Annotated in this window: 24 protein-coding genes; 12 read left to right on the top strand and 12 right to left on the bottom strand. The window is 50.7% G+C overall.

Annotated elements, in window-relative coordinates; translation table 11 throughout:
* Nucleotides 1–109: 109 nt before the first annotated feature.
* From ACSTTG_RS17710 to csdE, 4 genes are all read left to right on the top strand, one after another.
* On the top strand, nt 110–517 hold the full coding sequence (locus tag ACSTTG_RS17710; protein ID WP_438460267.1) for a DUF2850 domain-containing protein: 408 nt from the start codon (nt 110–112) through the stop codon (nt 515–517).
* 22 nt (nt 518–539) lie between these two features.
* On the top strand, nt 540–1,640 hold the full coding sequence (gene mltA / locus ACSTTG_RS17705) for a murein transglycosylase A (RefSeq protein ID WP_438460416.1): 1,101 nt from the start codon (nt 540–542) through the stop codon (nt 1,638–1,640).
* An 80-nt stretch (nt 1,641–1,720) separates the two neighbouring features.
* Nucleotides 1,721–2,527, top strand: a complete 807-nt coding sequence (tcdA, locus tag ACSTTG_RS17700; protein WP_438460268.1) for a tRNA cyclic N6-threonylcarbamoyladenosine(37) synthase TcdA — start codon at nt 1,721–1,723, stop codon at nt 2,525–2,527.
* Between the two features lie 26 nt (nt 2,528–2,553).
* Complete coding sequence (gene csdE / locus ACSTTG_RS17695; RefSeq protein ID WP_438460269.1) at nt 2,554–2,985, top strand: cysteine desulfurase sulfur acceptor subunit CsdE; 432 nt, start codon at nt 2,554–2,556, stop codon at nt 2,983–2,985.
* Nucleotides 2,986–3,065: 80 nt separating this feature from the next.
* On the opposite strand, the gene xylB is transcribed toward csdE, so the two are convergent.
* The 4 genes from xylB to xylF form a co-directional block, all read right to left on the bottom strand.
* Nucleotides 3,066–4,517 carry a xylulokinase gene (gene xylB / locus ACSTTG_RS17690; RefSeq protein WP_438460270.1) on the bottom strand — a complete coding sequence of 484 codons (1,452 nt, stop codon included), beginning with the start codon at nt 4,515–4,517 and terminating at the stop codon, nt 3,066–3,068.
* 16 nt (nt 4,518–4,533) lie between these two features.
* The gene (locus ACSTTG_RS17685; RefSeq protein WP_438460417.1) at nt 4,534–5,706 is read right to left on the bottom strand and encodes a sugar ABC transporter permease; all 1,173 of its coding nucleotides are present in this window, start codon (nt 5,704–5,706) and stop codon (nt 4,534–4,536) included.
* Nucleotides 5,706–7,229 carry a xylose ABC transporter ATP-binding protein gene (locus tag ACSTTG_RS17680; protein ID WP_438460271.1) on the bottom strand — a complete coding sequence of 508 codons (1,524 nt, stop codon included), beginning with the start codon at nt 7,227–7,229 and terminating at the stop codon, nt 5,706–5,708. Before ACSTTG_RS17680 ends, ACSTTG_RS17685 begins: the two co-directional genes overlap by 1 nt.
* Nucleotides 7,230–7,291: 62 nt before the next feature.
* Nucleotides 7,292–8,284: a D-xylose ABC transporter substrate-binding protein gene (xylF, locus tag ACSTTG_RS17675; RefSeq protein WP_438460272.1), complete on the bottom strand. Its 993-nt coding sequence runs from the start codon at nt 8,282–8,284 to the stop codon at nt 7,292–7,294.
* 370 nt (nt 8,285–8,654) lie between these two features.
* Here xylF and xylA point away from each other — a divergent pair, with 370 nt between their 5' ends.
* Together xylA and ACSTTG_RS17665 are read left to right on the top strand one after the other, a co-directional pair.
* The gene (xylA, locus tag ACSTTG_RS17670; RefSeq protein ID WP_438460273.1) at nt 8,655–9,974 is read left to right on the top strand and encodes a xylose isomerase; all 1,320 of its coding nucleotides are present in this window, start codon (nt 8,655–8,657) and stop codon (nt 9,972–9,974) included.
* A gap of 150 nt (nt 9,975–10,124) precedes the next feature.
* Nucleotides 10,125–11,288: a XylR family transcriptional regulator gene (locus tag ACSTTG_RS17665; protein ID WP_438475725.1), complete on the top strand. Its 1,164-nt coding sequence runs from the start codon at nt 10,125–10,127 to the stop codon at nt 11,286–11,288.
* Between the two features lie 77 nt (nt 11,289–11,365).
* Here the strand turns inward: ACSTTG_RS17665 and ACSTTG_RS17660 are convergent, their stop codons facing one another.
* The 4 genes from ACSTTG_RS17660 to ACSTTG_RS17645 all read right to left on the bottom strand — a co-directional run bounded on the left by ACSTTG_RS17660 (nt 11,366) and on the right by ACSTTG_RS17645 (nt 14,889).
* Nucleotides 11,366–12,574 (bottom strand): aminotransferase class V-fold PLP-dependent enzyme, encoded by a 1,209-nt coding sequence (locus ACSTTG_RS17660; protein ID WP_438475724.1) that lies wholly within the window; start codon nt 12,572–12,574, stop codon nt 11,366–11,368.
* Nucleotides 12,567–13,175: a DJ-1 family glyoxalase III gene (locus ACSTTG_RS17655; protein WP_438460276.1), complete on the bottom strand. Its 609-nt coding sequence runs from the start codon at nt 13,173–13,175 to the stop codon at nt 12,567–12,569. The genes ACSTTG_RS17660 and ACSTTG_RS17655 overlap by 8 nt, the downstream gene beginning before the upstream one ends.
* Nucleotides 13,168–14,061, bottom strand: a complete 894-nt coding sequence (panE, locus tag ACSTTG_RS17650; RefSeq protein ID WP_438475723.1) for a 2-dehydropantoate 2-reductase — start codon at nt 14,059–14,061, stop codon at nt 13,168–13,170. Before panE ends, ACSTTG_RS17655 begins: the two co-directional genes overlap by 8 nt.
* A gap of 111 nt (nt 14,062–14,172) precedes the next feature.
* Nucleotides 14,173–14,889 (bottom strand): outer membrane protein OmpK, encoded by a 717-nt coding sequence (locus ACSTTG_RS17645; protein ID WP_438475722.1) that lies wholly within the window; start codon nt 14,887–14,889, stop codon nt 14,173–14,175.
* A gap of 331 nt (nt 14,890–15,220) precedes the next feature.
* Between ACSTTG_RS17645 and ACSTTG_RS17640 the strand changes: the two genes are divergently transcribed.
* The 4 genes from ACSTTG_RS17640 (at nt 15,221) to ACSTTG_RS17625 (ending at nt 18,523) form a co-directional block, all read left to right on the top strand.
* Entirely contained in the window at nt 15,221–15,802 is a 582-nt protein-coding gene (locus ACSTTG_RS17640; protein WP_438460279.1) for an LON peptidase substrate-binding domain-containing protein, read from the top strand.
* A 12-nt stretch (nt 15,803–15,814) separates the two neighbouring features.
* Complete coding sequence (locus ACSTTG_RS17635) at nt 15,815–17,176, top strand: DUF4397 domain-containing protein (protein ID WP_438475721.1); 1,362 nt, start codon at nt 15,815–15,817, stop codon at nt 17,174–17,176.
* Between the two features lie 100 nt (nt 17,177–17,276).
* Nucleotides 17,277–17,810, top strand: coding sequence for a sigma-70 family RNA polymerase sigma factor (locus ACSTTG_RS17630; RefSeq protein ID WP_438460418.1), 534 nt, complete (start codon nt 17,277–17,279; stop codon nt 17,808–17,810).
* Nucleotides 17,807–18,523 carry a ChrR family anti-sigma-E factor gene (locus ACSTTG_RS17625; protein WP_438475720.1) on the top strand — a complete coding sequence of 239 codons (717 nt, stop codon included), beginning with the start codon at nt 17,807–17,809 and terminating at the stop codon, nt 18,521–18,523. Before ACSTTG_RS17630 ends, ACSTTG_RS17625 begins: the two co-directional genes overlap by 4 nt.
* 84 nt (nt 18,524–18,607) lie before the next feature.
* Here the strand turns inward: ACSTTG_RS17625 and ACSTTG_RS17620 are convergent, their stop codons facing one another.
* The 4 genes from ACSTTG_RS17620 to ACSTTG_RS17605 all read right to left on the bottom strand — a co-directional run bounded on the left by ACSTTG_RS17620 (nt 18,608) and on the right by ACSTTG_RS17605 (nt 22,295).
* A complete protein-coding gene (locus ACSTTG_RS17620) occupies nt 18,608–19,966 on the bottom strand; it encodes an AmpG family muropeptide MFS transporter (RefSeq protein ID WP_438475719.1) in 1,359 nt (452 codons plus the stop codon).
* 67 nt (nt 19,967–20,033) lie between these two features.
* Nucleotides 20,034–20,579: a peptidylprolyl isomerase gene (locus tag ACSTTG_RS17615; protein WP_438475718.1), complete on the bottom strand. Its 546-nt coding sequence runs from the start codon at nt 20,577–20,579 to the stop codon at nt 20,034–20,036.
* On the bottom strand, nt 20,579–21,148 hold the full coding sequence (locus ACSTTG_RS17610; RefSeq protein WP_438475717.1) for a YajG family lipoprotein: 570 nt from the start codon (nt 21,146–21,148) through the stop codon (nt 20,579–20,581). The genes ACSTTG_RS17615 and ACSTTG_RS17610 overlap by 1 nt, the downstream gene beginning before the upstream one ends.
* 19 nt (nt 21,149–21,167) lie before the next feature.
* On the bottom strand, nt 21,168–22,295 hold the full coding sequence (locus tag ACSTTG_RS17605) for a methyltransferase (RefSeq protein WP_438475716.1): 1,128 nt from the start codon (nt 22,293–22,295) through the stop codon (nt 21,168–21,170).
* A gap of 172 nt (nt 22,296–22,467) precedes the next feature.
* Between ACSTTG_RS17605 and bolA the strand changes: the two genes are divergently transcribed.
* Nucleotides 22,468–22,776, top strand: coding sequence for a transcriptional regulator BolA (bolA, locus tag ACSTTG_RS17600; RefSeq protein WP_438460286.1), 309 nt, complete (start codon nt 22,468–22,470; stop codon nt 22,774–22,776).
* A gap of 433 nt (nt 22,777–23,209) precedes the next feature.
* Complete coding sequence (locus tag ACSTTG_RS17595) at nt 23,210–24,550, top strand: Na(+)-translocating NADH-quinone reductase subunit A (RefSeq protein ID WP_438460287.1); 1,341 nt, start codon at nt 23,210–23,212, stop codon at nt 24,548–24,550.
* Nucleotides 24,551–24,553: the final 3 nt, after the last annotated feature.

Genomic DNA, 24,553 nt, shown 5'->3' with positions numbered 1-24,553 from the left:
TACTGGAAATGAACGTTGGCGCTCACCAGTCATTTAGCTCAGTACCGTCTCGATATCACATTGACTTTGCGCTTAGTTGACTTCAATCGGTAAGAGTAATGATACAAACATGATAGATAACCATAAGGCATTTCGACGTAAATATATCGAACGTTCGCTGATTTTGTTAGCGACCCTCAGCACCTTGGTCGCTGTTGCTCTTTATACCGATCTCTACGGGCAAGTGCAGCAGAGTAAATACCCCAAAGAAAAGCTCTACGGGCGTTGGGTTGAGCTTGAGGTAGCTCGGCATGTGCGAGATAGCTTTACCTTGAGCGAGCTGGGTGTTTCGCGCAGTGGGCGAGTCGTTGCTACCGACTATCGCTTTAACGGTCGCTATGTTGAGTTTCAAGTGGCGGGGGAAACCGTACGCTTTCGCATCCTCAACCAAGAAGACACCGAGATGATAATGGAGTCGGATGCCTTATATAACCCGACCTATCGCAATATCGAGCAATACAACCAAGAGCTCAGATAAGGAAATAACATTGAACAAACCTATGGCTTTGGCCACCCTGGCATCGCTTTCCCTACTCAGCGGCTGTGCGCAGCAACCTGACACAGAACTTGCCCAGCAATACCGAGATGGTGAGTTTGGCACCATCCTCAATCGTGTAGACCTCGTCGAGTCTGAGAGCCCGCGTGATTTCACTAAGTTCTCTGCCCAGGCTGAGCAGGTAGTTGAGAATTCCCCCTCGATGGCGAAAACCTATCAGCAGCTTTATCAGCAGCTCAATGACTGGGTGCTACAGTCAGGTGAGCCAAGTGATCTGGCGGCCTACGGCGTACAAGTAGCGCAGCTCGGTGGTGCGGACTCTCAGGGTAATGTTTTGTTTACGGGCTATTTTTCTCCTGTGATGGAGCTTCGTCATGAGGCGAATGAGGAGTTTCGCTACCCGGTTTACGCCATGCCTGATTGCGACAGTGACTGTCCGACTCGCGCAGAGATTTATGCTGGCGCGCTAGATGGGCTAGAGTTGGAGCTGGGTTATGCCAATAATAGAATCGACCCGTTTATTATGGAGGTGCAAGGCAGCGGCTTTGTTCACTTTCAAGATGATGACTCGCTCGAGTATTTTGCTTATGGCGGCAAAAATAACCGTCCTTACGTCAGTATCGGTCGGATCCTGATTGAGCGCGGCGAGGTGGCCCGCGAAGACATGTCGCTTAAAGCAATCAAAGATTGGGTCATGGCTAATGAGCCAGGTGTAGTGCAAGAGCTGCTTGAGCAAAATCCTTCGTTTGTCTTCTTCTCTCCGAGCGCCTCTGCACCTGTGACAGGCACGGCGGGCATCCCTTTGTTACCGATGGCATCAGTCGCAGGCGATCGCGATATTCTGCCCATGGGTACGCCGATTTTGGCGGAAGTGCCGCTGCTCAATCCGGATGGTAGCTGGAGTGGGGTGCATCAATTGCGCCTACTAATCGTGCTCGATACCGGTGGTGCAGTGAAGCAAAACCACCTAGACCTCTACCATGGTATGGGCGCGCGCGCGGGCACTGAGGCGGGGCACTACAAGCACTTTGGTCGGGTATGGAAGTTGGGCTTGGAAAACTCACCCAGTCAGGCACCTTGGAGCCTGCCAACCGCAAAGCCGTAACGACGCTTAGCTCTAGACATTTGCAGTAAGAGTGCGTATAAATCGCACTCTTTCTTTTTCTGCTTGTGATAGGAACCTGTATGCGCACTCTTGATGCACCAGCCTCGGACAACTACAACCAACGTTTTGGCGGCACGCGCCGACTTTACGGCAACAGTGAAGTTGAAATCCTCAGGGCGGCGCACGTGTGTGTGATCGGTATCGGCGGCGTTGGCTCATGGGCAGCAGAGGCGCTTGCACGCACTGGGATTGGCGAGATCACCCTGATTGATATGGATGATGTTTGCGTGACCAACATCAACCGTCAGATCCATGCCATGTCCGGCACAGTTGGCCAGAGCAAGATTGAGGTGATGGAGCAGCGCATTAAGCTGATCAATCCTGAGTGTAAAGTGAACCTGATTGATGACTTTATTACGCCAGACAATCAGCATGAGTATCTGAGTAAAGAGTATGACTATGTGCTGGATGCGATCGATAGTGTTAAGGCGAAAGCCTCGCTGCTGGCGTATTGTCGCAGCAACAAGATCAAGGTGATCACCACAGGTGGTGCCGGTGGTCAGGTTGACCCAACCCAGATTAAGGTCGCGGATCTGACCAAAACGATTCAAGACCCTCTAGCGAAGAAGATCAAAGATACCCTGCGTCGTCACCATAACTTTCCAACTAATCCACAGCGTAAGTTTGGTATTGAGTGCGTGTTCTCAACCGAGCAGCTCAAATACCCGCAGCCTGATGGCAGCGTTTGTGGGGTGAAGTCGACTGCAGAAGGGCCAAAGCGCATGGATTGTGCCAGTGGTTTTGGCGCTGCAACGGTGGTGACCGCGACCTTCGGCTTTGTTGCTGTGGCAAGAATTGTCGAAAAACTGATCCAGAAGTATTCTTAATTCAATCGTAAGGCAGGTCTATTACTATGAGCACCTTTCCCGACACTCCATTTGGCACCGAGATCAACGCGGATGATATTGTTGCGACGATGCAGCAGTTTCATGGCTGGGAAGACCGTTATCGTCAGGTGATCCAATGGGGAAAAAAACTGCCCAAGATGCCGGATGAGCTCAAGTCAGAGCAGGTGACGGTTGCAGGCTGTGAGAGTCAGGTGTGGCTGCTTAGCCGCTTGGATGGTCAGCAGTGGCGCTTTTTTATCGACTCAGACGCGCGTATTGTGCGCGGTTTAATCGCGCTGGTGGTGGCGGCTTACGATGGCAAAACCAGTCAAGAGATCCAGGCGTTTGATATCGATACGTATTTTGCTGCTCTGGGCTTGATTGACCACCTTAGTCCTTCACGTGGTAATGGGCTTAAGGCGATTGTTGAGCAAATCCAGGGGCTTGCTCGCTCTTAAGCGAGAGAGGCGAGATCGCGTTGCTGCGAGGGGTGTTCGTTGGGCAACCGAGGATAACCCTTCAGTTGCCCGGGACTTGATTAGAATAGATCTTTAAGCGACGTATATAAGTTTTTATACGTTGCACGTTTTTCTGCTAGGGCTTGAGTGCGCTGTGGGTTTGGCTCGTGGATTGCGACTAGCTCTGGCTCTGGGCATACGTCTGCTAGTGTGGCGCCTTTGGCGACCGCTAACCTTGCCAGTCTGGCTGCGCCGAGTGCGGGGCCAACCTCTCCGCCTGAACGATAGACCAATCTATGGCCAAAAATATCCGCCAGCATCTGGCGCCAGTATGAGCTTCTTGCGCCGCCGCCAATCAAGGATATCTCCTCTGGTACCATGCCGGTTTGATGCACGGCATCAAGACCATCAGCAAGGGCAAAACCAACACCTTCCAATACTGCTTGGGCCATGTCTGCGCGTGAGGTTTCGTGGGTTAGGCCGAAAAAGACCCCCTTGGCTTTCGGGTCGTTATGCGGGGTGCGCTCACCGGAAAGATAGGGCAAAAATACCAGCTTCGAGCTTGGACTGGCATCGCTTTCGACCTCATCCAGCATAGTGCCAACATCAGGCTGGTTGGTGAGCTTAGCGACCCAGTCGAGACAGGAGGCCGCGCTTAAGATCACTGACATGGTGTGCCAGGTTTTGGGTAACGCATGACAAAAGCTATGCAGCGCCGATTCTGGGTTGGCAAGAAAGCCATCACTGACGGCAAAATAGACCCCAGAGGTGCCTAGTGAAAGCATGGCTTGGCCCGGCTGAGTGATCCCGACGCCAACCGCTCCCGCAGCATTATCGCCGCCACCGGCGATAAGAGGTACGCAATCCATGCCCCAACGCTCGGCAAGCTCAGGCAATAGAGTTCCTGTGATCTCGCTGCCCTCGTAAAGCTTAGGCATCTGTTCACGAGTTAAATCTGTGGCTTTGAGTAGCTCATCATTCCAGTCGCGTTTGGCGACATCCAGCCACATAGTGCCTGCGGCATCGGACATCTCAGAGGCAAAGTCCCCTGACAATTGGTATCTAAGGTAGTCTTTTGGCAGCAATACCTTCGCCACTTGGGCAAAGATCTCAGGCTCGTGTTTTTGTACCCACTTGAGCTTGGGCGCGGTAAAGCCGGGCATCATCAGGTTGCCAGTGATTTGTCGTGAGTTGGGCACGAGCTCCTCAAGCTCTAAACACTCCTCGAAGCAGCGCCCATCGTTCCAAAGGATGGCCGGTCTCAGCACGCGATTTTGCTCATCGAGCAGGGTCGCGCCGTGCATCTGCCCGGAGAGGCCAATGGCGGCCACATTGGATAAATCCATCTGTTGACTGAGTTTATCCATTGCTGCGCAAGTGGCGTGCCACCACTGCTCAGGCTCTTGCTCTGACCACAGCTCATAAGGGCGCTGCACCGTCAAAGACTCTGTCTCGCTCGCGAGGATATTATCGCCATCATCGAGAACAATCACCTTGACCCCCGATGTACCTAAATCAATACCGATATACATAACTTGCCTCACTTACTTAGCGTTTCTGTTTGGTTGCACTGTCCATCCATACTGCGAGCAGCAAGATGGAGCCCTTGACGATGTATTGCCAGAAGGTCGGTACGTCCATCATGCTCATGCCGTTATCCAGCGAGGCCATGATAAAGGCGCCGATCACAGCCCCAACAACGGTACCGACCCCACCGGCGAGACTCGCACCACCAATCACACAGGCCGCAATCGCATCAAGCTCAGCAATATTCCCCGCCGATGGCGAGCCTGCGCCAAGGCGCGAGCTTAGGATCAGCGCGGCCACAGCGACCAAAAAGCCATTCATCGCAAAGACAGACAGCTTGTTCTTTTCAACGTCTATGCCCGACAAACGTGAGGCCTCAATGTTGCCGCCAATGGCGTAGATTCGACGGCCAAAACGGGTCTTAAGACCAATAAACGCGCCGGCAACCAGGAAGATGGTGAGCAGCAGCACTGGGGTAGGTACGCCGCGATAATCGTTAAGCAGCAGGATGATGCTTAAGATCGCGATACCTAATACTGTATTTTTCAGCAAGGAGGCCTGAGTGCTAGGCACCGGAAGGTCATACTTTTTACGTTGAATGTTGCGTTTTTTCTGCCAACCAAAGTACATTGCCAAGCAGCCCACACCAAGCACAAGACTTATCATGTTAGGCAGATAGCTCTGGCCAATGATTGACATCGCCTCTGAGGTGGGTGCCACCGTGGTGCCATCAGTAATACCGATCAGGATGCCGCGAAACGCCAGCATGCCCGCGAGCGTGACGATAAACGATGGTACTTTACGATAGGCCACCCACCAGCCGTTCCAGGTACCAAGCAGCAGACCGGCTGTCAGGGTGAACATAATCGTGACGATTAAGGGCATTCCAAGCCACACGTCGAGGATAGCAGCGACACCGCCGAGCAGCCCCATCATCGAGCCCACTGAGAGGTCAATCTCGCCACTGATAATGACAAACACCATACCTATCGCCAAAATCCCCGTGATGGCGGTTTGGCGGAAAAGGTTAGAGATGTTACGTGGAGTGAGGTAGGCCCAGTCGGTCATCACACTGAAAAACAGCATGATAACCAAGATAGCGGCTGCCATGACCAGCAGCTGTACGTTCATCTGCTTCAGCTGAGAAACCAGCCCGCCCTCAGACTTTTTATTGAGTAATGTTGATTGTTCCATCATGCGGTCTCTCCTTCAGATAACGCACAGTCTAAAATGATTTCTTGCGTCAGGTTTTGGTTGATCAAATCGCCCTTGATCTCGCCCTCGTGCATCACCAGCACGCGGTCGCTGATGCCGAGCACTTCAGGTAGCTCGGAGGAGACCATAATGATGCTGATCCCTTGTTTAACCAGGCTAAACATTAACTTGTAGATCTCGTATTTCGCGCCGACATCAATGCCTCGAGTCGGCTCATCCAAGATCAGCACACTCGGCTTAACCATCAGAAAGCGGGCAAGGATGGCTTTTTGCTGGTTACCCCCAGAGAGGTTTCTGATCGCCAGCTCAGTATTGGGGGTTTTGACCGTTAGGCGCGTAATTGAATCGGCAATCGCATTGGCCTCGCGAGTGTCATCCACCACGCCGTGATGGGTAAACTGATCGATAGCAGACAGGGAAATATTGGCTCCGACTCCCATGATCGGCACGATGCCATTGCGCTTGCGATCTTCTGGCACCATGGCAATGCCGTAACTCAGCGCTTCTTTACTGCTGTTGATGACAAGTTGCTGTCCCTCAAGGAAGTACTCGCCCTGATGCTTGCCTTGGTAGCAGCCGTAGAGGCACTCCATGAGCTCAGTTCGTCCTGCACCGACCAGACCGGAGACGCCTAAAATCTCCCCTCGGCGCAGCTGAAAACTGGCATTGCGCACTTTAGGGATTGAGGCGTTGGCTTTATCCCACGCGTTAACCTGTTTGACCTCGAGAACCACCTCGCCAATATCGTGCTCTTCTCTTGGAAACAGCTGTTTCATCTCACGACCGACCATCATGGTAATGATGTCGTCCGTGCTCATCTCATCGGCGGGGCGCGTGCCAATATGCTGACCATCGCGGATCACGCAGATATGATCGGAAATCTCTTTGACCTCGCCGAGCTTGTGCGAGATATAGATACACGCCACGCCGCTAGAGCGCAGCTCTTTGACCAGTGACAGCAGGATATCAGTCTCTGACTCGGTCAGTGGTGCGGTCGGCTCGTCAAGCACCAGCAGCTTGGCGTCTTTTGATAGCGCCTTGGCGATTTCGACTAATTGCTGCTGGCCGACCCCTAAGTCTCCAACGATGGTCTGCGGAGAGACATCCAAGCGAACTTTTTGCAATAGCTTGGCCGCTTCAAGGTGCATGCGCTCGTAATCCATGATGCCATGGCTACACAGCTCTGCACCCAAGAATAGGTTTTCTAAAATACTTAACTCTTTGACTAGGGTCAGCTCTTGGTGAATGATGGCGATGCCAAGGGCCTCGGTGTCAGAGATTTTTTTGGGCTGAATAGGCGTATTTTTATAGATGATCTCGCCCTCATAATCGCCATATGGGTAGATGCCGCACAACACCTTCATCAGGGTGGATTTTCCCGAGCCATTTTCGCCACATAAAGACAGCACTTCCCCTTCTTGCAGGTGGATGCTGACGCCATCCAAGGCTTTGACGGCACCAAACTTTTTCACGATGCCGCGCATTTCCAATAGTAAGGCCATAGACACTCCTCAATAAGTACTAGCAAAGCCGCGCTAAGCGCCTTTGCTAGCGTCAGGTCGAATTATCGGTAAACGTCTTTTTCTGAATGGAAGTTGTCCGCAATCACGGTGGTTTTTAGGTTGGTGCGATTGACAGCAATAGGCTCAAGTAGCCAAGAAGGGACATCTTTGGTGCCATTGTTGAGGGTTGCATTACTCGCGGGCGCTTTGTTGTTGCCAAGCTCAACGGCGATTTCAGCGGCGCGGGTTGCCAAGGCCGGGATTGGCTTGTAGACGGTCATGGTTTGAGTGCCATCGACGATACGACGAATTGCCGCCAAATCAGCATCTTGTCCCGAAATCAGAACTTTACCTGCCAGGCCTTGAGCCTCTAGGGCTTGCACTGCACCACCAGCGGTCGCGTCGTTTGAGGCAACCACCACATCGATGTCGTTATGATTCGCGGTCAGCGCGTTTTCCATGATTTTGAGTGCGTTTTCCGCGAGCCAGTAGTCAACCCATTGGTTACCCACGATCTCAACCTCGCCGGCATCGATCTTAGGTTGCAACACGTTCATTTGACCTTGACGGAATAGCTTAGCGTTGTTGTCGGTTGGTGCGCCGCCCATCAGGAAGTACTTACCGCTCGGCTTGCCTTCAATCAAGGATTTGGCCTGCAGCTCGCCGACTTTTTCGTTATCGAAGGATAGGTAGAAGTCAATATCGGCATTGCTGATCATACGGTCATAAGCGAGAACGTTAATACCATCACGCTTGGCTTCTCGAATAACATTAGAGAGAACTTCACCATTAGTTGGAATAATAACTAAGACATCAACACCGCGTGAGATCATATTTTCGACCTGCGATATTTGGGTCTGTTCATTACCATTGGCGGACTGAACATATACTTTTGCGCCGAGAGATTCTGCAGTATCGACAAATATATCTCGGTCTTTTTGCCATCGCTCAAGTCGCAAGTCATCGATCACCATACCAATCTTAAGACTCTTAGCTAAAACTGGGGTGCTAATGATCATCAGTGTAGTACATAGAAGTGCTATTAATCTTTTCATTTCACTATCCTTTGTATCACGTTCATGTAGGGTACGCGTTGCTTTTATTGCAAGCTGACTAAAACTCTACAACATGGATTTAGCACTTTCTTTTAATAGATTTAATTAGTGTTTTATGTTTTTTTGCTAACTTTCTATTTTGTGATTTGGTTAAAGAGTTGTAAATAATCGACATGAACAACACTAATTTTTATTTATTTAAATACAGTGACTTACGGATATATATTGGCGAGTGGTAAATGACTATTGCGATCTAAAGCACAGAAGTAAAATAGATAAAATCCAAAATAAAATATCGTAATTGCAGACGCACAGATAAAGGTCAAAGATGAACTGGACAGCTAAATAAATCCAAATGGGAGTTATCTTTATGACACAGTACTTCAGCGGTATAGATAAGATTAAATATGAGGGAAGCACTTCTGATAACCCTCTTGCTTTTCAATATTACGATGCCGACAAAGTGGTGTTGGGTAAATCGATGAAAGAGCATCTGCGTTTTGCCGCTTGTTATTGGCATAACTTCTGTTGGCCAGGCTCGGATGTATTTGGCGCGGGTACTTATGATCGTCAGTGGATGAAGGGTGGCGACGCCATGGAGATGGCGAAGATGAAGGCCGATGCCGCGTTTGAGTTTTTCACCAAGCTTGGCGTGCCGTACTACTGTTTCCATGATATCGATGTCGCACCTGAAGGCCGCAATATCAAAGAGTACGTGAATAACTTCGCGCAGATGGTCGACTACCTTGAGCAGAAGCAGCAAGAGTCGGGCGTCAAACTGCTTTGGAGTACGGCCAATGCCTTCTCAAACCCAAGATACATGTGTGGCGCAGCCACCAACCCCGATCCGAAAGTGTTTGCTTATGCTGCCACGCAAATCTTTAATGCCATGGGCGCGGCGAAGCGCCTAGGTGCGGAAAACTATGTACTGTGGGGCGGTCGTGAGGGTTATGAGACCCTGCTCAATACGGACCTTCGTCAAGAGCGCGAGCAGCTTGGCCGCATGATGCAGATGGTAGTGGAGCATAAGCACAAGCTCGGCTTTAAAGGCACCATCTTGATTGAGCCTAAGCCACAAGAGCCGACCAAGCACCAGTACGACTACGACACAGCAACCGTGTATGGCTTCCTCAAGCAGTTTGGCCTTGAGAAAGAGGTCAAGGTGAATATCGAGGCTAACCACGCCACTCTGGCCGGTCACAGCTTCCAACACGAGGTGGCGACGGCCACATCGCTCGGTCTGTTTGGCTCTATCGATGCCAACCGAGGCGACCCGCAGCTTGGCTGGGATACCGACCAGTTCCCAACCAGTGTTGAGGAAAACACCCTGATCATGTACGAAATCCTCAAGGCTGGTGGCTTTACCACCGGTGGCTTTAACTTTGACGCCAAACTGCGCCGTCCTTCGGTTGACCCTGCGGACCTGTTCCATGGCCATATTGGTGGTATGGACACCATGGCACTGTCTTTAGAGCGTGCGGCGAAGATGATTGAGAACGATCAGTTATCGCAGAACATTGCTCAGCGCTATGCAGGCTGGAATGATGGTTTGGGCAGAAAGATCTTGGCAGGCGACATGAGTCTCGAATCGGTGATGCAGTATGCGCTCGATAATGACATCGCACCAGGGATTGAGTCTGGTCGTCAGGAGTACCTAGAGAATATCGTTAATCGGATTATTTTTGAGTAACTCGATTCCACCCCTCACAGAGCTCGCCCTAGCGAGCTCTTTTTTTGTGCGCTCCATCGCGAGTGGATGTGCTTAATTGAGTTTTGAGTCAAACATCGTTCGCAGCCAGGTTGATACAATCGCTTAAATTTCATTCAGCTTTGTTTTTGTATGGATAAACGTTTTCGTATCACACTGCTGTTTAATGCCAATAAAGTCTATGACCGTCAGGTAATAGAGGGCATCGGTGAGTATCTGCAAGCCTCCCAGTGTGAGTGGGATATCTTCCTTGAGGAGGATTTTGTCACTCATCTCGAACATCTCGATGAGTGGGAGGGGGATGGCATCATTGCCGATTTTGATAACCCGGAGGTGGCCGCCAAACTCTCGGCCCTTGAGGTGCCTGTGATTGCGGTTGGCGGCTCCTATCATGATCCGGCTCAGTACCCGAACGTGCCCTATATCGCTACTGACAATTATGCGGTGGTCCAGCTTGCCTTTGAGCACCTTAAGGATAAGGGTATTGAGAACTTTGCCTTTTACGGTGTCCCGTCGGACTCTTCACGCTGCTGGGCAAAAGAGCGCGAGCTGGCGTTTAATCAGATAGTCGAGAAAGCGGGTTACCACGGTGCGGTGTTTCTTGGCGCTGAGACCTGCTCAAAGACCTGGCAGTACGATATGAATCGACTCGCCGACTGGATTGAGATGCTTCCGACCCCTGTAGGGATCATCGCGGTCACCGATTCAAGGGCAAGGCATTTGCTGCAAGTGTGTGAGCGCTTGGGCGTGATGGTGCCGGATAAGGTCTCGGTGATTGGGATTGATAACGAAGAGTTGGCGCAATATCTGACTCGCGTTTCGCTTAGCTCGGTGGGCCAAGGGTGCAAAGAGATGGGCTATCGCGCGGCGAAAATGCTGCATAACATGCTTGAGGGCAAGGGAGGGCGGACATCGATGCCACGGGTATTGGTGCCACCGACTGAGGTCTTTGCTCGGCAAAGCTCCGATTTTAAGGCCCTTAAAGACCCCTATGTGATCCAGGCGATGCACTATATCCGCCACAATGCCTGTAAGGGGATCAAGGTGGAGCAAGTGTTGAGTTATGTTGGGATCTCGCGCTCGAATATGGAAGGGCGGTTTAAGCATGAGCGGGGGCATTCGATTCATCAGGAAATCCACAACGCCAAGCTCAATCGTGCCTGCAATCTGCTCAGCACCACATCGCTGCCGATTGCCGAGATTTCCGATCTGTGTGGTTACCCTTCTCTGCAGTACATGTATTCGGTATTTAAGAAAAACCTCGATCAAACCCCTAAGGACTATCGGGCCGAGTAACCGGCATTAACTCCCTACAAGAAGAAATCGATGAGCACTCAGCACGTGAGTGCTCATTTTTCCATGGCAGAGGTTGGTTAGAGCATATCCATGGCTTTCTCAATCGCTGCGATTAGACGCTCGACATCCTCTAAGCTGTTGTAGATTGCAAAGGAGATCCTGACCGTGCCTTTGACCTTGAGCGCGTCCATCAGTGGGTGAGCACAGTGGTGCCCAGCACGCACCGCAATACCTTGCTGATCGAGTAGGGTGGCAATATCTTGATGATGCACACCGTCGACAACAAAAGTCAGTACAGAAGCCTCAGGTTGATAGCCGAGCACCTCAATATCTTCTATCGCTTGCAGCGCTTGATAAGTGCGCAGGTGAAGCTGATGAATATGCGCTTCAACCTGGGCTAGATCAAAGCCTTGATACCACTTTATTGCCGTCGCAAGCGCCAGTGCCCCTGCAACATTGGGGGTTCCAGCCTCAAATTTGCCCGGCAGTTGTGAGAAGGTAGTGCGCTCAAACGAAACGCGCTCGACCATCTTACCGCCGCCATGCCAGGGCGGCATGGCCTCAAGCAACTCAAGCTTGCCATAAAGCACGCCAATGCCCGCTGGGGCAAACAGCTTATGGCCAGAGAAGACATAAAAGTCGGCATCGAGCTCAGACATAGAGAGCGGCTCATGGACAATGCCTTGCGCGCCATCTACCACCACCTTTGCTCCAACTGCATGAGCCTGTGCGATCACTTGTTCAACGGGCTGGCGGGTGCCGGTCACATTAGTAATGTGTGCCACTGCGACGATCTTGGTTTTAGCCGACAGCAGGGCTTGGTAAGCCTGCATATTCAGTTGGCACTCGGTGGTCATCGGTATCTTGACCAGCGTGGCGCCTGTCTGCTCGGCGACAATCTGCCATGGGACAATATTGGCGTGATGCTCCATCTCGCCGACTAAGATCTCGTCACCTGGCTCAAGGACACTGCGGGCATAGGTCTGGGCAATTAGATTGAGCGCCTCGGTCGCGCCGCGTGTCCAGATGATCTCTTTACTCTCAGCACCAAGAAACTCGGCGACGGTCGCTCTGGCTGCCTCAAACTGGCTGGTGGCATGCGCGGTAAGGCTGTGACTGCCACGATGCACATTGGCATTCTGGCGCGAGTAATAGTGACTGATAGTATCAATCACGCACTGCGGCTTTTGCGTGGTCGCCGCGCTGTCGAGATACACCAGCGGCGTATCATTGACGCTCTGACTCAGCGCGGGAAACTGCTGGCGAACGGCATGAATATCAAGCATCGGCTTGCTCACCCAGTTTGTTGTAATGCAGGTTGGGTACCGTGATCATCGGCTCGGCAACGCTCCATGCGTGGGCTTTGCCAGATAGGTGGATAATGATCTCCATGGCAAACTCCAGCGCCGTGCCCGGCCCTTGGCTGGTGAGCAGGTTATGATTCACATCATAGGTGACGCGCTTCACGCGCCAATTTGACTCTGGGATGTGCGCTTGAAAGCTTGGGTGGCAGGTCATCAGCGCCTCTGAGTAGAGCTTGTGGTGCTGCAGAACCAGCGCAGGCGCAGCGCAGATTGCCGCGACCAATTTGCCCTCGTACATCTGCTGGCGCACAATCTCAACCAGCACGGTGCTGTCACGAAACACCTCTGAGCCGCCCACACCACCAGGCAAGATAACGGCATCAAACTCGTCATCGGCGATATCAACCAAGGTGCAGTCAGCCGTGAGGGTGATGTTACGCGAGCCTTTCATCACCAAGGCGCCGTCAAACTCGGCGCTGGCGGTGATCACGTCATAACCCGCACGCACCATCATATCGATGATGGTGATTGCCTCCATCTCTTCAGTGCCTGGGGCGATTGGGACAAGGACTTTTTTACTCATGGGATAGATTCTCTTTTTCCATTTGCTGGATGTGCTCATATAGAGCCTGATTATACGGTAACTCTAGTTGATGTGCGCTCGCTCGGCGCAGCAGATAGCCGGTAATGTAGTCGATCTCACTGCGCCGGCCATGCTCAATATCTTGCTGCATAGAGGAGTAGTTTTTGCAGGTCAAGCGCACCACATCATCAACCTTAGCCTGAAGCTCGGTAAGCTCGATAGGAATACCCTCAGCGATCATTACCCGGTGCACCTCGCGCACCACCTCGACCAACTCTCGATAGTACTCTGGCTTGGCCAGTTCGCCATTGGTGATGGCGTATTTTGCAGTGATCGGATTGATAGCACAGTTTATTGCGAGCTTATTCCACAGTGCGGCCTGGATATCGTCACACCAAGCAACGCGGGGTAAGCTATGCGCTAGGACCTCTTTGAGAAAATGACACTGCTTGCCAGCGTGGTTAATACCGCCGAGATGGGTGATGCCTTGCCCGGTATGGCGAATCTCGCGCTCGGAGACGCGCAAGGCTCCGTGAGTGGTCGTTGCGAGTAGAAGTGGGTTGTTACTCAGCTTATTCGCAAGCCAGCTAGCCGTGCCCATGCCGTTATGCATCAGAACAATCATAGTGTCTGGGTGTAGGTGATCGACAAGTGGCTCAAGCGCCGTTTCGACCTGCCAGGCCTTGACCGTAATCAAGACTAAGTCGGCCTGTGCCAGTGCCTCTAATTGGTTGCAGGCTAGGGTGATCTCAGGCTGGTGATCAAGATGATAAGTACAGCTGCCAGAGTCGCCGCGTCCCCACAGGGTGACTTGATGACCATTTTGGCTTAGATGATATGCCCATAGGCTGCCAATCGCGCCTGGGCCGAGAAGGGTAATGTTCACAGCAACCTAGAATAGAAAATAGTGCTGCTAAGGATAATCAAGCGCTGGGCTGATGCCAATAAAAATGGCGCTCTAAGAGCGCCATTTTTGCAATTTCGGATTCAACTTGGATTAGAAGTTGTATTTAGCCGTGAAGATTGCACCGTGGTTACCGTCTTGTGCGTACGTACCAAGCTTGTGGATACCGTAGCGGTACTGTAGACCTAGGTCGAAGTTTTCAACTGGTGTGTGGTACCAAGCTGCGATTGCACCGTTGTGTGAGTATGACTCACCGTCGAACTTCTCGTCTTTCGCGAACTGAGTCTCGTGCCAGTTAGTGATAGTGAAGTGCTCGTTGATTGGTGCAACAAGTAGGTGACCGTACATACCACCGTTGAAGTCGCCGTCAGTACCGTTGTTGTTTGAGTAAACCGCACCTAGGAATGGCTTGAACATAACTTTGCCAAAGTCAAAGCCGTTGTACTGCATACCAAGAACCCAATCAGTTGAGTAGAAATCACGACGGTCTTCAAGAGACTCTGCGTGGAATACTTGACCGAATGCAGCGAAGTCACTCTCACCTAGGTTGTAAGCGAAGTTTTGCTTAACAGATAGAGAGTTGTCACCGTCGTGGTTGCGCTCTAGGTCGATAAAGCCGTAGTGTGAACCCCAAGTGTAACCTGCGCCGTACTCTACTTCTACGAAAGTTAGTTGCTCGTGGTGTGGGTTCGCATCAAACCACTCGATGTGGTTTAGAGATACAGAACCGAAGTCGTACAGTTTTTCTGCGTGAGCTGGAGCTGCAGCTGCTGCTGCGATCATAGCTAGAGATAGAAGTGATTTGCGCATACTGGAAATTCTCTAAAAGGTGTTAAGGACTTTAAAAGTGAACAATCTTCGCTCACCAATTTACGGGGCAGAATGATAACGATATAAATCTCAAATAAAAGGGGTATCTGACATATTTTGCAAAATAAAGTGTGATCCATATCACAAAAGCAAGCGATTGCGCGGAACTTTATGCGATGTTGAGCAAGCGTTTGCGCAAATGTTTGCATTCCACATACAGCTTAATGTGATCTTGATCACGCTATTTGCCAGCCCATTGTCTTGGCATCGATGATCTGTTGTGAAAAGTGTCACGTAGCAGATCGGTGACCAATGAGAGAGGTTCTAGTTCATGGCAAACATTATGCTTTTCCCTTTGCGATCAGTGGTTTTTCCGCAAGGTCGTCTGAAGCTCAGAATATTCGAGCCGCGCTACATGCGTCTGGTTACCGAGTGCCTGCGCAATAACGAAGGGTTTGGCATGTGCTTGATCAATGATGAGGGCGCGCCGCCTCCTCGCAATGTGTCGAATCACGGAACATACGTCAACATTGTTGACTTCGAAGAGCTTGACGATGGCATGCTCGGAATAACGGTGATGGGCAGCAAAACATTCGCGACACAGACAGTAACCACCGACCCCGATGGTTTACGAAGAGCGGATGTGAGCTGGCTACCACCCTGGCCTAAAGCACGGATAAATGAAGAATTTGCTTACGTGAGCGCTCATTTGCGCTCGGTGTTTGAGCAGTTTCCACAGATTGCTGAGCTTTATGACGAGTGTTATTTCGAAGACGCCGTATGGGTCTCGCAGCGCTGGTTGGAATTGTTACCGCTTAAGGTTAGTCACTTTGACTTTCTCTCGGTGCAGGCCGACAGCGATGAGGCCCTGGTGTTTCTTGCCCAAGCCATCGAACCTCCGAAGTCTCACTAGAGGAAAGGCAACATGAACAAACTAGCTATCGTCGCTCTCGTGGCAGCTTCAGCGACGCTAATTGGTTGTCATCATGATGATGACGACGATCGTCCACGCTCTTCACTTCAGGCTGTGCATGCATCCGCAGACGCACCGAGAGCAAACGTTTTGCTCAACAACAGGGAAATTCTCACTGGTGTCGAATACGCCACATCGTCAGGTTTCTTGGGCGTCAATGCAGGCACCAACACTGTGCAAGTTGATGTGCAGCTTCCCGGTGACGCTGTTACAACGGTCATACCTGCGACCGAGCTTCGTCTGGCACGCGACATGCGATACACAGTCATGGTGATCGGTGACGCTGGTGGTGAAAATAACGAGGTAGCTCCTCTAGTTGTCGAGCGGCCTAGAGCTGGACAAGCTGATTCAGAGTCGTTAGATGTACAGATTGTCCACGCGGCTTCGGGTGTACCCGATGTCAACGTTTTCGTGACTGCGCCAGACGCAAGCCTCAATGCGTCTTCTCCTTTAGACACATTACAGTACTCTGGCTTTACTGGGGTAGAGAATGTACCGGCAGGGCAGTATAGAGTGCGCCTCCAGCCTGTAGGCTCAGACGCTGTGGCATTTGATTCGGGCGCAATTGATCTTCCTGCTGGGGTCGAGTTAACCATTGCTGCTGTCCTCAATCCAGACTCTGACGGAGCATCACCCGTCAAGCTCATGGTGATGGACGGCACTGATACCAGCATCATTTATGATGCGGGCGAGACGGCAGATGTACGTGTTGGCCACTTGGTTGATGGTGCGCCAGCGGTTGACGTTCTTGCCAACGGCGCGCCAGTTGCAGGCTTGCAAGGAGTGGAATTTAAAACGGTATCCGATTATCTAGACCTGCCGGCAGGGGCGTACGACCTTGATGTGGTCGTCGCTGGGACAGAAGACGGGCTGATTTCTGTAGAGGGCTTTGAAGTCGCTGCAGGGGATGATACGAGTATCTATGCAGTGTTAACTACAGCAGAACCGTTGGCGATTGAACCACTTGTTGTCGGCGATATCCGACGCCCAGTCGCAACAAGCGCTATCCTTAATGTAGTGCATGCCGCTGCGAACCCAATTGCGGAGTTTGTCGATGTGTACTTGACGGCTAACGCGTCAATAGAAGGAAGTGATCCAGCTCTAAGCAACTTCGCGTATAAGGAAAGTGTGGGTGGTGTTTATGTCGAGGCCGGTACTTACTTCTTGACTATCACCGTGGCGGGTGACGCAGAGACCGTTGCAATCGGTCCTCTAGAGGTCACAGTGGCAGACGGTGTGGTTTATCAAGCGATTGCTATCGACGATAGTGCGGGTACGGGATTTGATGTTCTTCTTCAAGACATCACTGACTAAAGTTGTTGGGGTAGGGTCAAACCTACCCCATAAGGATAAAGGATTGGGCATGACAGGTATCAACAGCCAGAATTTGACGCGACAGGAGTGGACTGAGCTCATGCACCGCGTCCAGGCGAGAGACAAAGAGGCGTTTGCAGTTGTATTTAATCATTTTGCACCGCGTTTGAAGCAGTTTACCTACAAGCATATGGGACAAGAGCAAGTCGCCCTAGAAATGGTTCAGGAGACCTTGACCATAGTGTGGCAAAAAGCCAATTTGTTTGACGGTACCAAGAGCTCCCTCTCCACTTGGATTTACACGGTTGCTCGCAACCTGTGTTTTGATGCGTTAAGGAAATATAAAGGCCGTGCCTCACACATCAGTACCGAGGACATTTGGCCATCAGACTACTGCCCACCCGATCTCGTCGAGCACTATGCTCCCGAGCATGAAATGCTCAAGGAGCAAGTGGTCAAGTATTTGGATCGGCTTCCGGAGGCTCAGCGTACTGTGGTTAAAGCAGTGTATTTAGAAGAACTTCCTCAGCAGCAGGTTGCAGACATGCTAGATATTCCACTTGGAACAGTGAAGTCGCGCTTGCGCTTGGCAGTGGAGAAATTACGAACTTCAATTGAGGCAGATCAGTTATGAGCATTCATCCCACTCAACAGCAGCTAAAGCTGTACAGCGAAGGGGCTTTAAGTGATGTCGACGGTTTTGCAATTGCGCTGCATTTAGAACAGTGCAGTGAATGCAAAGCGCAGGTCGCTGAGCTAGAAGCAGCCAGTGCCACCGCAATCTTCGACCAGGAAGCAACTGTCCAGGAAGACACGGAAGTCGGGCAGGGAATCGAAGACTCTCAATCAGAGACATTGCAAGCAATGCTGGCGGATATCACTTCTCTGGAAATAGAGGTTGTGGCTGAGCCAGCCGAACAGCGCCGAGACCCTATTAAAACCGTGACGACACCCAATGGTAAGGAGTTCACCCTGCCAAAAGGACTAGGCCGACACGTTGACCGTATTGGAGCCTGGCGTAACTATGGTGGCAAGATCTACAGTGCCACTGTCGAGCTTGATACTTATGCGAGAATTAACTTGCTCTACATCAACGAGGACGCCCAGGTGCCTCAGCACACACACAAGGGGCAAGAGACGACAGTGATCCTGCACGGAGGATTTAGTGATGAGGACGGCCACTATCATGCGGGTGACTATCTAGCCAGAGACGCATCACACAAGCATTCACCTTACACCAAGGTTGGCGAAGACTGTTTATGCCTCACGGTATTGACTGAGCCTATGGTGTTTACTCAGGGTGTGGCGCGCGTATTTAATCTGTTTGGCAAGGGAATGTTCCCTTAGAGCAGGGCGCGGGCTTTATCATAAAAAAAGGGAGCAATTCGCTCCCTTTTCAATTCGATTTTCCCACTATTTCTTTTTAACCCACTATGTAGGATCGTTATGCGCTTTTTCAAGCAGTTGTTTGAAATAGCCGCGCAATGAGTACAGCATGATCAAGCTCGGTATCACCATCACCGCGGTGATAATGAAGAACAGTGACCAATCATTGAGGTAATCAGCCAGTTGACCACTAAACGAGGCAAGGGTCGTGCGCCCCAAGTTGCCGAGTGAGGCCAACAAGGCGTACTGAGTGGCAGAGAAAGCCTGACCAGTCAATATGGTCAGGAACGACACAAAGGCGACTGTCGAGAAGGCGGTAGTAAAGTTATCGACAAAAATAGTGGCCAAGAACAAGGTTTCGCTCGGCCCCACTTTGGCTATCCAGGCAAACATCAAGTTACTGGCTGACATCGCAATACCACCGATCATCAAACCACGCACGATACCAAAGCGAACGTTGAACATGCTGCCGACCAGAGTAAAAATCATGGTGGCACCCCAGCCGATCAATTTCGAATAGTAACCAATCTGTTCATTACTAAAGCCGACTTCTTTATAGAAGGTGATCGACATTCTCCCCAAGAAGGCCTCACCTATCTTGAACAAGAACACGAACAGCAGTAGCGTCAAGGCAACACGCACCCCATTACGCTTGAAGAAATCAATAAACGGCTCAATCAAGGTCACGCTAAGCCAAGTAATGAGCTTAGATTGCACCACTTGATTATGGCGCTGCTCAGCCGCGGCTTGCAGTGCTTCGCGCTCGGTGCGAGGCTCGCCAACCAGCAGGGTGAACAGCATCAGCACTAAGACTACGACGGCCATACCATAGTACACCCCGTTCCAACCGATAGAGTCAGCGTTGATAAACGCCAAATAACCGGGCAGTGAGTAGCCAGTCCACCAACCAATCACCGCCATTGCAGAGGCTTGGGGCAGCTTTGAGTTCTCGGTTTTAGGGAAGGTATCAATCCGAAACGCATCGATGGCGATATCTTGGGTGGCTGAGGCGATAGCAATCGCCAGTGCCAGCATCGAGGTGAACATCAAGTTCTCGGCGGGGTTCACCCCAGCGATAAACAGGGTTGCAATCAGCACCAATGATTGGCAGAGAAATATCCAACTGCGGCGTTGCCCAAGCCTAGTGTAAAGCACAGGGATTTTGACCCTATCGACCAGTGGCGCCCAGAGGAAGTTGATTGCATAGACAACGAACACGCTGCCAAAGTAGCCAATCGCCGAGCGTGTAAGACCGGCATCGGTTAGCCAGCCTGACATGTTTGAGCCAATCAAAACCCAGGGAAAGCCGCTGGAGCAGCCCAGCATAAAGACCCACAGCAGGCGTTTATCAAGATAGCTCTGAATGGTTTCAGACCAAGAAGGAGTGGGGGTGGTACTCGACATGGTGTTCCTTGCGCCAAGCTTTTCCAGACATGCAGCGTACGAAAAGCTTGGCAATTCTAGCTAAAAATTAGTCAAGAAGAGTGACTTTGGTGATCACGACGGTCTCGGTCGGCACATCTTGCATGCGACCAGAGCGCGAGGTTGGGATCTGGCCAATCTTGATGATGGTGTCAAAGCCCTCAACGACCTCACCGAATACCGCATAGCCATCTGAGCGAGTGCTGGCATTGAGGAAGTCATTATCCGCGTAGTTGATAAAGAACTGACGAGTCGCTGAGTGTGGCGCATTGGTGCGTGCCATAGCAATCGTTGCCGTATCGTTCTTTAGGCCGTTGCTGGCTTCATTTTTGATTGCGCTATAAGTTGGCACCTGTTGCATCTCTTGGTTAAAGCCGCCACCTTGCGCCATAAACCCCGGGATTACGCGGTGAAAGATCGTGCCCTCGTAGCTGCCATCCTCGACGTAGCGCAAAAAGTTTTCAACCGTGATCGGCGCTTTCTCTTGGTTGAGCTCGAGGACAAAGCTGCCTTGGTTGGTTTCAAACTCAACCTTAGGGCCCGCGAAAACCGCGCCACTGATTAGTGCGGTGCAAAGAAGTAGTAGTTGTTTCATTAGAAGCGTTCCTTCATATAGTTTTGTAGCTCTTGGTCTTTAGAGATCTCAATCAGTACGTTATCCGTGACGTCATTGAGGACGTCTTGGATATCTTGTCTTGATGCACCGAATGAGTTTTTCTTTTGCGCAGAGCCGGTGTAGGTTTTGACCATTTTCCCCGTTGGCGTTTCCAGCGTGAGTGCCAGGCTGACGTGCGCAACCATCTCGTGGCTCATGGTCGATTGAGTTACGTTGACTAGCGCTTCTTGGATATCGATATCGATGACATTATCGCTCTGTACGGCATTGCGAAAGCCTTGTGAGGCGAACTGCTCGGCCATCACTTTCTCGATGGTCACGCGCAGGTTTTGTCTCGCATGGATCGGCTCGATATTCGAGCGACCACTATCGAGTAGGGCAACGTATTGTGCTGAGCGCGAGTCACGGCTGGTCAGGTTGTAGCTCTTACCAGAGACAATATCACTGTTGCTCAGTACTGAGTTTGGCATGAAATCAATCTGCTCTTGCTGCGGCGTGGCACAGGCCGTAAGTAGGGCCACGGAGGCGGCGAGAATCAGTTTTTTCATGGTAAGTTCCTTTTTGTGATTATTTCGTTGCTTCAAGAATGACAAACTTGCTGTCACTGGCGATGGTTTTTACTTGGGCTTTAGTAAACAGTCGAGACAGCTTGCTATGGTAGCCGAGATGACGGTTACCGATGACTAACAATTTACCGCCTTTGCTTAGAACATGCTTTGCGTCACAAAACATCTGCCAGGCGATATGATCGGTAACGGCTTGCTGTTGATGAAAAGGAGGGTTGCAGACAACAAAGTCGGCACAACTTGCCTCAAAGCCATCCAAGCAGTTGTTAGCGACGCCTGTAACCGTTTGGGTCATGCCATTCTCGGCGAGGTTAATCTGCGCAGATTTGACTGCCATAAAGCTTTCATCGACACAAGTTAATGAAATGTCGGGGTTTAGCTTAGCAAGTCGGACAGACAATACACCATTTCCACAGCCCAAATCTATCACTCTTGCCTGGCCTAAATTGTCAGGTAAATGTTTGAGGATCAGTCTGGCGCCAAGATCTAGGCTCTCACCCGAGTAGACGTTGGCAAGGTTGCGCAGCGTTATCCCGTACTCTTCTACTTGCCAGTCACAACTGTTTGCTACCTGCTGCTGGATGGATTTGTCGACCGATGAAAAGACTAGGCGATGCTTCTTCCATGCCAGTGAGGTTTTGGTTTCTCCAAGATAGCGCTCAAACAGCTTGAGGGTCGAGGTATGGATCTCTTTGGCTTTATTCACCGCAATCACAGGCGTTCCCTGTGGCAGATGACGCTGAAGCTGATGCAGTTGCCAGGTCAGCATTCGGTTACTTTTTGGCAGTTGCATCAGCACCAAATCCACGTCTTGTGGCAGGGAGTCCACACTGGTCAGCATCTGGATAGACGTGCATTGGTTTTGCGCTAGATTGGCCTCAATCGCCTTGGTAGCAATATGCGAGTCAGTCTGGGTTATGACCTGACATTTATCACTCAGATAGCATGACAGAGCACCAAAATTATCATTCAAGATCAATACTTTTTTATCAGTAACCGCTTCGGTTTCCTCAATGTGATTGATCAAGTACTCATCCCCAGCATCCCATGCTTGTAGGGTTTCATTTGAGCGGATAGGGTATCTGTTCAGGGTAAGGGTTTGTTCGTGGAGAGTAAGCTCGGTTTTCATTATCGATTAAGTGCCTTTTATAGTTGTTTCTATTGTCGCAAAAGTTGTTTGACCAAGAAACCAAAACCTTATGTACTAAACTTAAAGTTCGCCACTCAACCTTTGGTGATGTCGAACACCAACAATCAAACGCTAAGTAAAGTTATCAGTATAGCAACGGGGTCGTGTCGTTATGATTCAAGAAACAATAGAAACCAAGCTCCACAGTACTTTTGATCCAAGCCACCTGCAGGTCATTGATGAGAGCTACATGCACAGTGTGCCCGTTGGCTCAGAGAGTCACTTTAAGGTGATTATTGTCGCCAAGGAATTTGAGGGACAGAGACTCATTGCTCGTCACCGAATGGTCAATCAAGCGCTGGCGGATGAGTTAGCTAATGATATCCACGCACTCGCTATGCATACCTACACCGAAGAAGAGTGGCGATTAGAGCAAGGTTTTGCGCCCAACAGCCCCCAGTGCATGGGAGGCGGGAAATAGAGTTCGCACACAGTAGTACGACAAGCAGGGATGGTTAAAAAAACACCGATCAAAGTCAAAAAATAACCAGTCAGTGTTGATAAAATGTTAACTAAATCACGTTATCAAAATGAGTGAGTTATTGGTGTGGTCGTTCGGCTATTTTTAGGTGCTGTATAGATATTGCGCAAACGCGCAAAAAGTTGACCTGTGTTGCCATTTTCTGTGAAATCCTGCGATTTTTATCGCCCCCTGGGGGCGTTTGGTCATGGAATAAATTCACCAATGGATGCTACAATAGCCCACCTGAAAGGTCTCAGTGCAAATGTAATGAGAGTTTAAATGGAATGTTGCAGTTTCGGTTGCAGGAGACGACCGGGACGGGACACTGATGTCGTGTCTATTAGTGCGCAATAATAAGAATCTTTTTCCCGATAAAATAGTGCAAGTGCGTATGATTACAATAAAGAAGGGACTGGATCTTCCTATCGCGGGAGCTCCATCTCAGGTGATTAGTGATGGCAAAGCCATCAACAAAGTCGCCTTGCTTGGCGAAGAGTACGTGGGTATGCGTCCAACAATGCATGTTCGCGTCGATGATGAAGTAAAAAAAGGCCAAGTTCTTTTTGAAGACAAGAAGAACCCAGGCGTGAAATTTACCTCACCAGCAAGCGGCAAAGTGATTGAAGTTAACCGTGGCGCGAAGCGTGTCCTCCAATCGGTAGTGATTGAGGTGGCAGGCGACGAGCAGGTGGTTTTCGACAAGTTTGAAGCCGATCAATTAAGTGGCTTGGATCGTGAAACGATCACAAACCAACTGGTTGAATCAGGTCTTTGGACCGCTTTGCGTACTCGACCGTTTAGTAAGGTTCCAGCCGTAAGTTCAACAACTCAAGCCATCTTCGTCACAGCTATGGATACCAATCCACTCGCTGCCGAGCCTGAGCTGATCATCAACGAGCAACAGCAAGCGTTTGTTGCTGGACTTGATATCCTCTCAGCGCTGACAGAGGGCAAAGTATACGTGTGTAAAAAAGGCACCAGTTTACCGCGCTCTGCTCAGTCCAATGTCGAAGAACATGTGTTCTCTGGTCCTCACCCTGCGGGACTGGTTGGGACTCACATGCATTTCCTCTACCCCGTCAACGCGGAAAACGTTGCTTGGAGCATCGGCTACCAAGACGTGATTGCCTTTGGCAAGCTATTCCTCACCGGTGAACTCTACACCGACCGCGTTATCTCGATTGGCGGCCCGGTTGTGAACAATCCTCGTCTAATTCGTACAACTCTAGGAGCATGCCTAGATGATGTTACTGATAGCGAGTTGATGCCGGGTGAAGTCCGTGTCATTTCAGGTTCCGTTTTAACCGGTACCCACGCCGTTGGTCCACACGCCTACCTCGGTCGCTATCATAATCAAATCTCTGTCTTGCGCGAAGGTCGCGAGAAGGAGCTCTTTGGTTGGGCGATGCCAGGTAAGAACAGGTTCTCTGTAACCCGCTCTTTCCTAGGTCACTTATTCAAGGGTCAGTTGTTCAATATGACAACCACGACCAACGGAAGTGACCGTGCGATGGTTCCTATTGGCAACTACGAGCGCGTAGTGCCTCTCGACATGGAACCGACACTGCTGCTTCGCGATCTGTGTGCCGGTGATATCGATAGTGCGCAAGCACTCGGTGCGCTGGAACTGGATGAAGAAGACCTTGCATTGTGTACCTTTGTATGTCCGGGTAAATACGAATACGGTCAACTGCTTCGTGAATGCCTAGACACGATTGAAAAGGAAGGGTAATTC

Origin of the sequence: Vibrio glycogenivorans, from assembly GCF_051660965.1 — a bacterium.
Taxonomy (GTDB): domain Bacteria; phylum Pseudomonadota; class Gammaproteobacteria; order Enterobacterales; family Vibrionaceae; genus Vibrio.
This window is presented reverse-complemented; position numbering and strand designations above follow the sequence as displayed.

Excerpts from the sequence above, each read along its gene's own strand:
- ACSTTG_RS17605 (WP_438475716.1), bottom strand. The coding sequence starts at position 22,295 with ATGAAAACCGAGCTTACTCTCCACGAACAAACCCTTACCCTGAACAGA.
- ACSTTG_RS17620 (WP_438475719.1), bottom strand. The coding sequence starts at position 19,966 with ATGTCGAGTACCACCCCCACTCCTTCTTGGTCTGAAACCATTCAGAGC.
- ACSTTG_RS17680 (WP_438460271.1), bottom strand. The coding sequence starts at position 7,229 with ATGGCCTTACTATTGGAAATGCGCGGCATCGTGAAAAAGTTTGGTGCC.
- ACSTTG_RS17645 (WP_438475722.1), bottom strand. The coding sequence starts at position 14,889 with ATGCGCAAATCACTTCTATCTCTAGCTATGATCGCAGCAGCAGCTGCA.
- ACSTTG_RS17665 (WP_438475725.1), top strand. The coding sequence starts at position 10,125 with ATGGATAAACGTTTTCGTATCACACTGCTGTTTAATGCCAATAAAGTC.
- ACSTTG_RS17655 (WP_438460276.1), bottom strand. The coding sequence starts at position 13,175 with ATGAGTAAAAAAGTCCTTGTCCCAATCGCCCCAGGCACTGAAGAGATG.
- xylF (WP_438460272.1), bottom strand. The coding sequence starts at position 8,284 with ATGAAAAGATTAATAGCACTTCTATGTACTACACTGATGATCATTAGC.
- ACSTTG_RS17595 (WP_438460287.1), top strand. The coding sequence starts at position 23,210 with ATGATTACAATAAAGAAGGGACTGGATCTTCCTATCGCGGGAGCTCCA.
- ACSTTG_RS17615 (WP_438475718.1), bottom strand. The coding sequence starts at position 20,579 with ATGAAACAACTACTACTTCTTTGCACCGCACTAATCAGTGGCGCGGTT.
- ACSTTG_RS17610 (WP_438475717.1), bottom strand. The coding sequence starts at position 21,148 with ATGAAAAAACTGATTCTCGCCGCCTCCGTGGCCCTACTTACGGCCTGT.
- xylA (WP_438460273.1), top strand. The coding sequence starts at position 8,655 with ATGACACAGTACTTCAGCGGTATAGATAAGATTAAATATGAGGGAAGC.
- ACSTTG_RS17710 (WP_438460267.1), top strand. The coding sequence starts at position 110 with ATGATAGATAACCATAAGGCATTTCGACGTAAATATATCGAACGTTCG.
- ACSTTG_RS17685 (WP_438460417.1), bottom strand. The coding sequence starts at position 5,706 with ATGGAACAATCAACATTACTCAATAAAAAGTCTGAGGGCGGGCTGGTT.
- bolA (WP_438460286.1), top strand. The coding sequence starts at position 22,468 with ATGATTCAAGAAACAATAGAAACCAAGCTCCACAGTACTTTTGATCCA.
- mltA (WP_438460416.1), top strand. The coding sequence starts at position 540 with ATGGCTTTGGCCACCCTGGCATCGCTTTCCCTACTCAGCGGCTGTGCG.
- ACSTTG_RS17640 (WP_438460279.1), top strand. The coding sequence starts at position 15,221 with ATGGCAAACATTATGCTTTTCCCTTTGCGATCAGTGGTTTTTCCGCAA.
- ACSTTG_RS17660 (WP_438475724.1), bottom strand. The coding sequence starts at position 12,574 with ATGCTTGATATTCATGCCGTTCGCCAGCAGTTTCCCGCGCTGAGTCAG.
- ACSTTG_RS17635 (WP_438475721.1), top strand. The coding sequence starts at position 15,815 with ATGAACAAACTAGCTATCGTCGCTCTCGTGGCAGCTTCAGCGACGCTA.
- tcdA (WP_438460268.1), top strand. The coding sequence starts at position 1,721 with ATGCGCACTCTTGATGCACCAGCCTCGGACAACTACAACCAACGTTTT.
- ACSTTG_RS17625 (WP_438475720.1), top strand. The coding sequence starts at position 17,807 with ATGAGCATTCATCCCACTCAACAGCAGCTAAAGCTGTACAGCGAAGGG.
- csdE (WP_438460269.1), top strand. The coding sequence starts at position 2,554 with ATGAGCACCTTTCCCGACACTCCATTTGGCACCGAGATCAACGCGGAT.
- xylB (WP_438460270.1), bottom strand. The coding sequence starts at position 4,517 with ATGTATATCGGTATTGATTTAGGTACATCGGGGGTCAAGGTGATTGTT.
- ACSTTG_RS17630 (WP_438460418.1), top strand. The coding sequence starts at position 17,277 with ATGCACCGCGTCCAGGCGAGAGACAAAGAGGCGTTTGCAGTTGTATTT.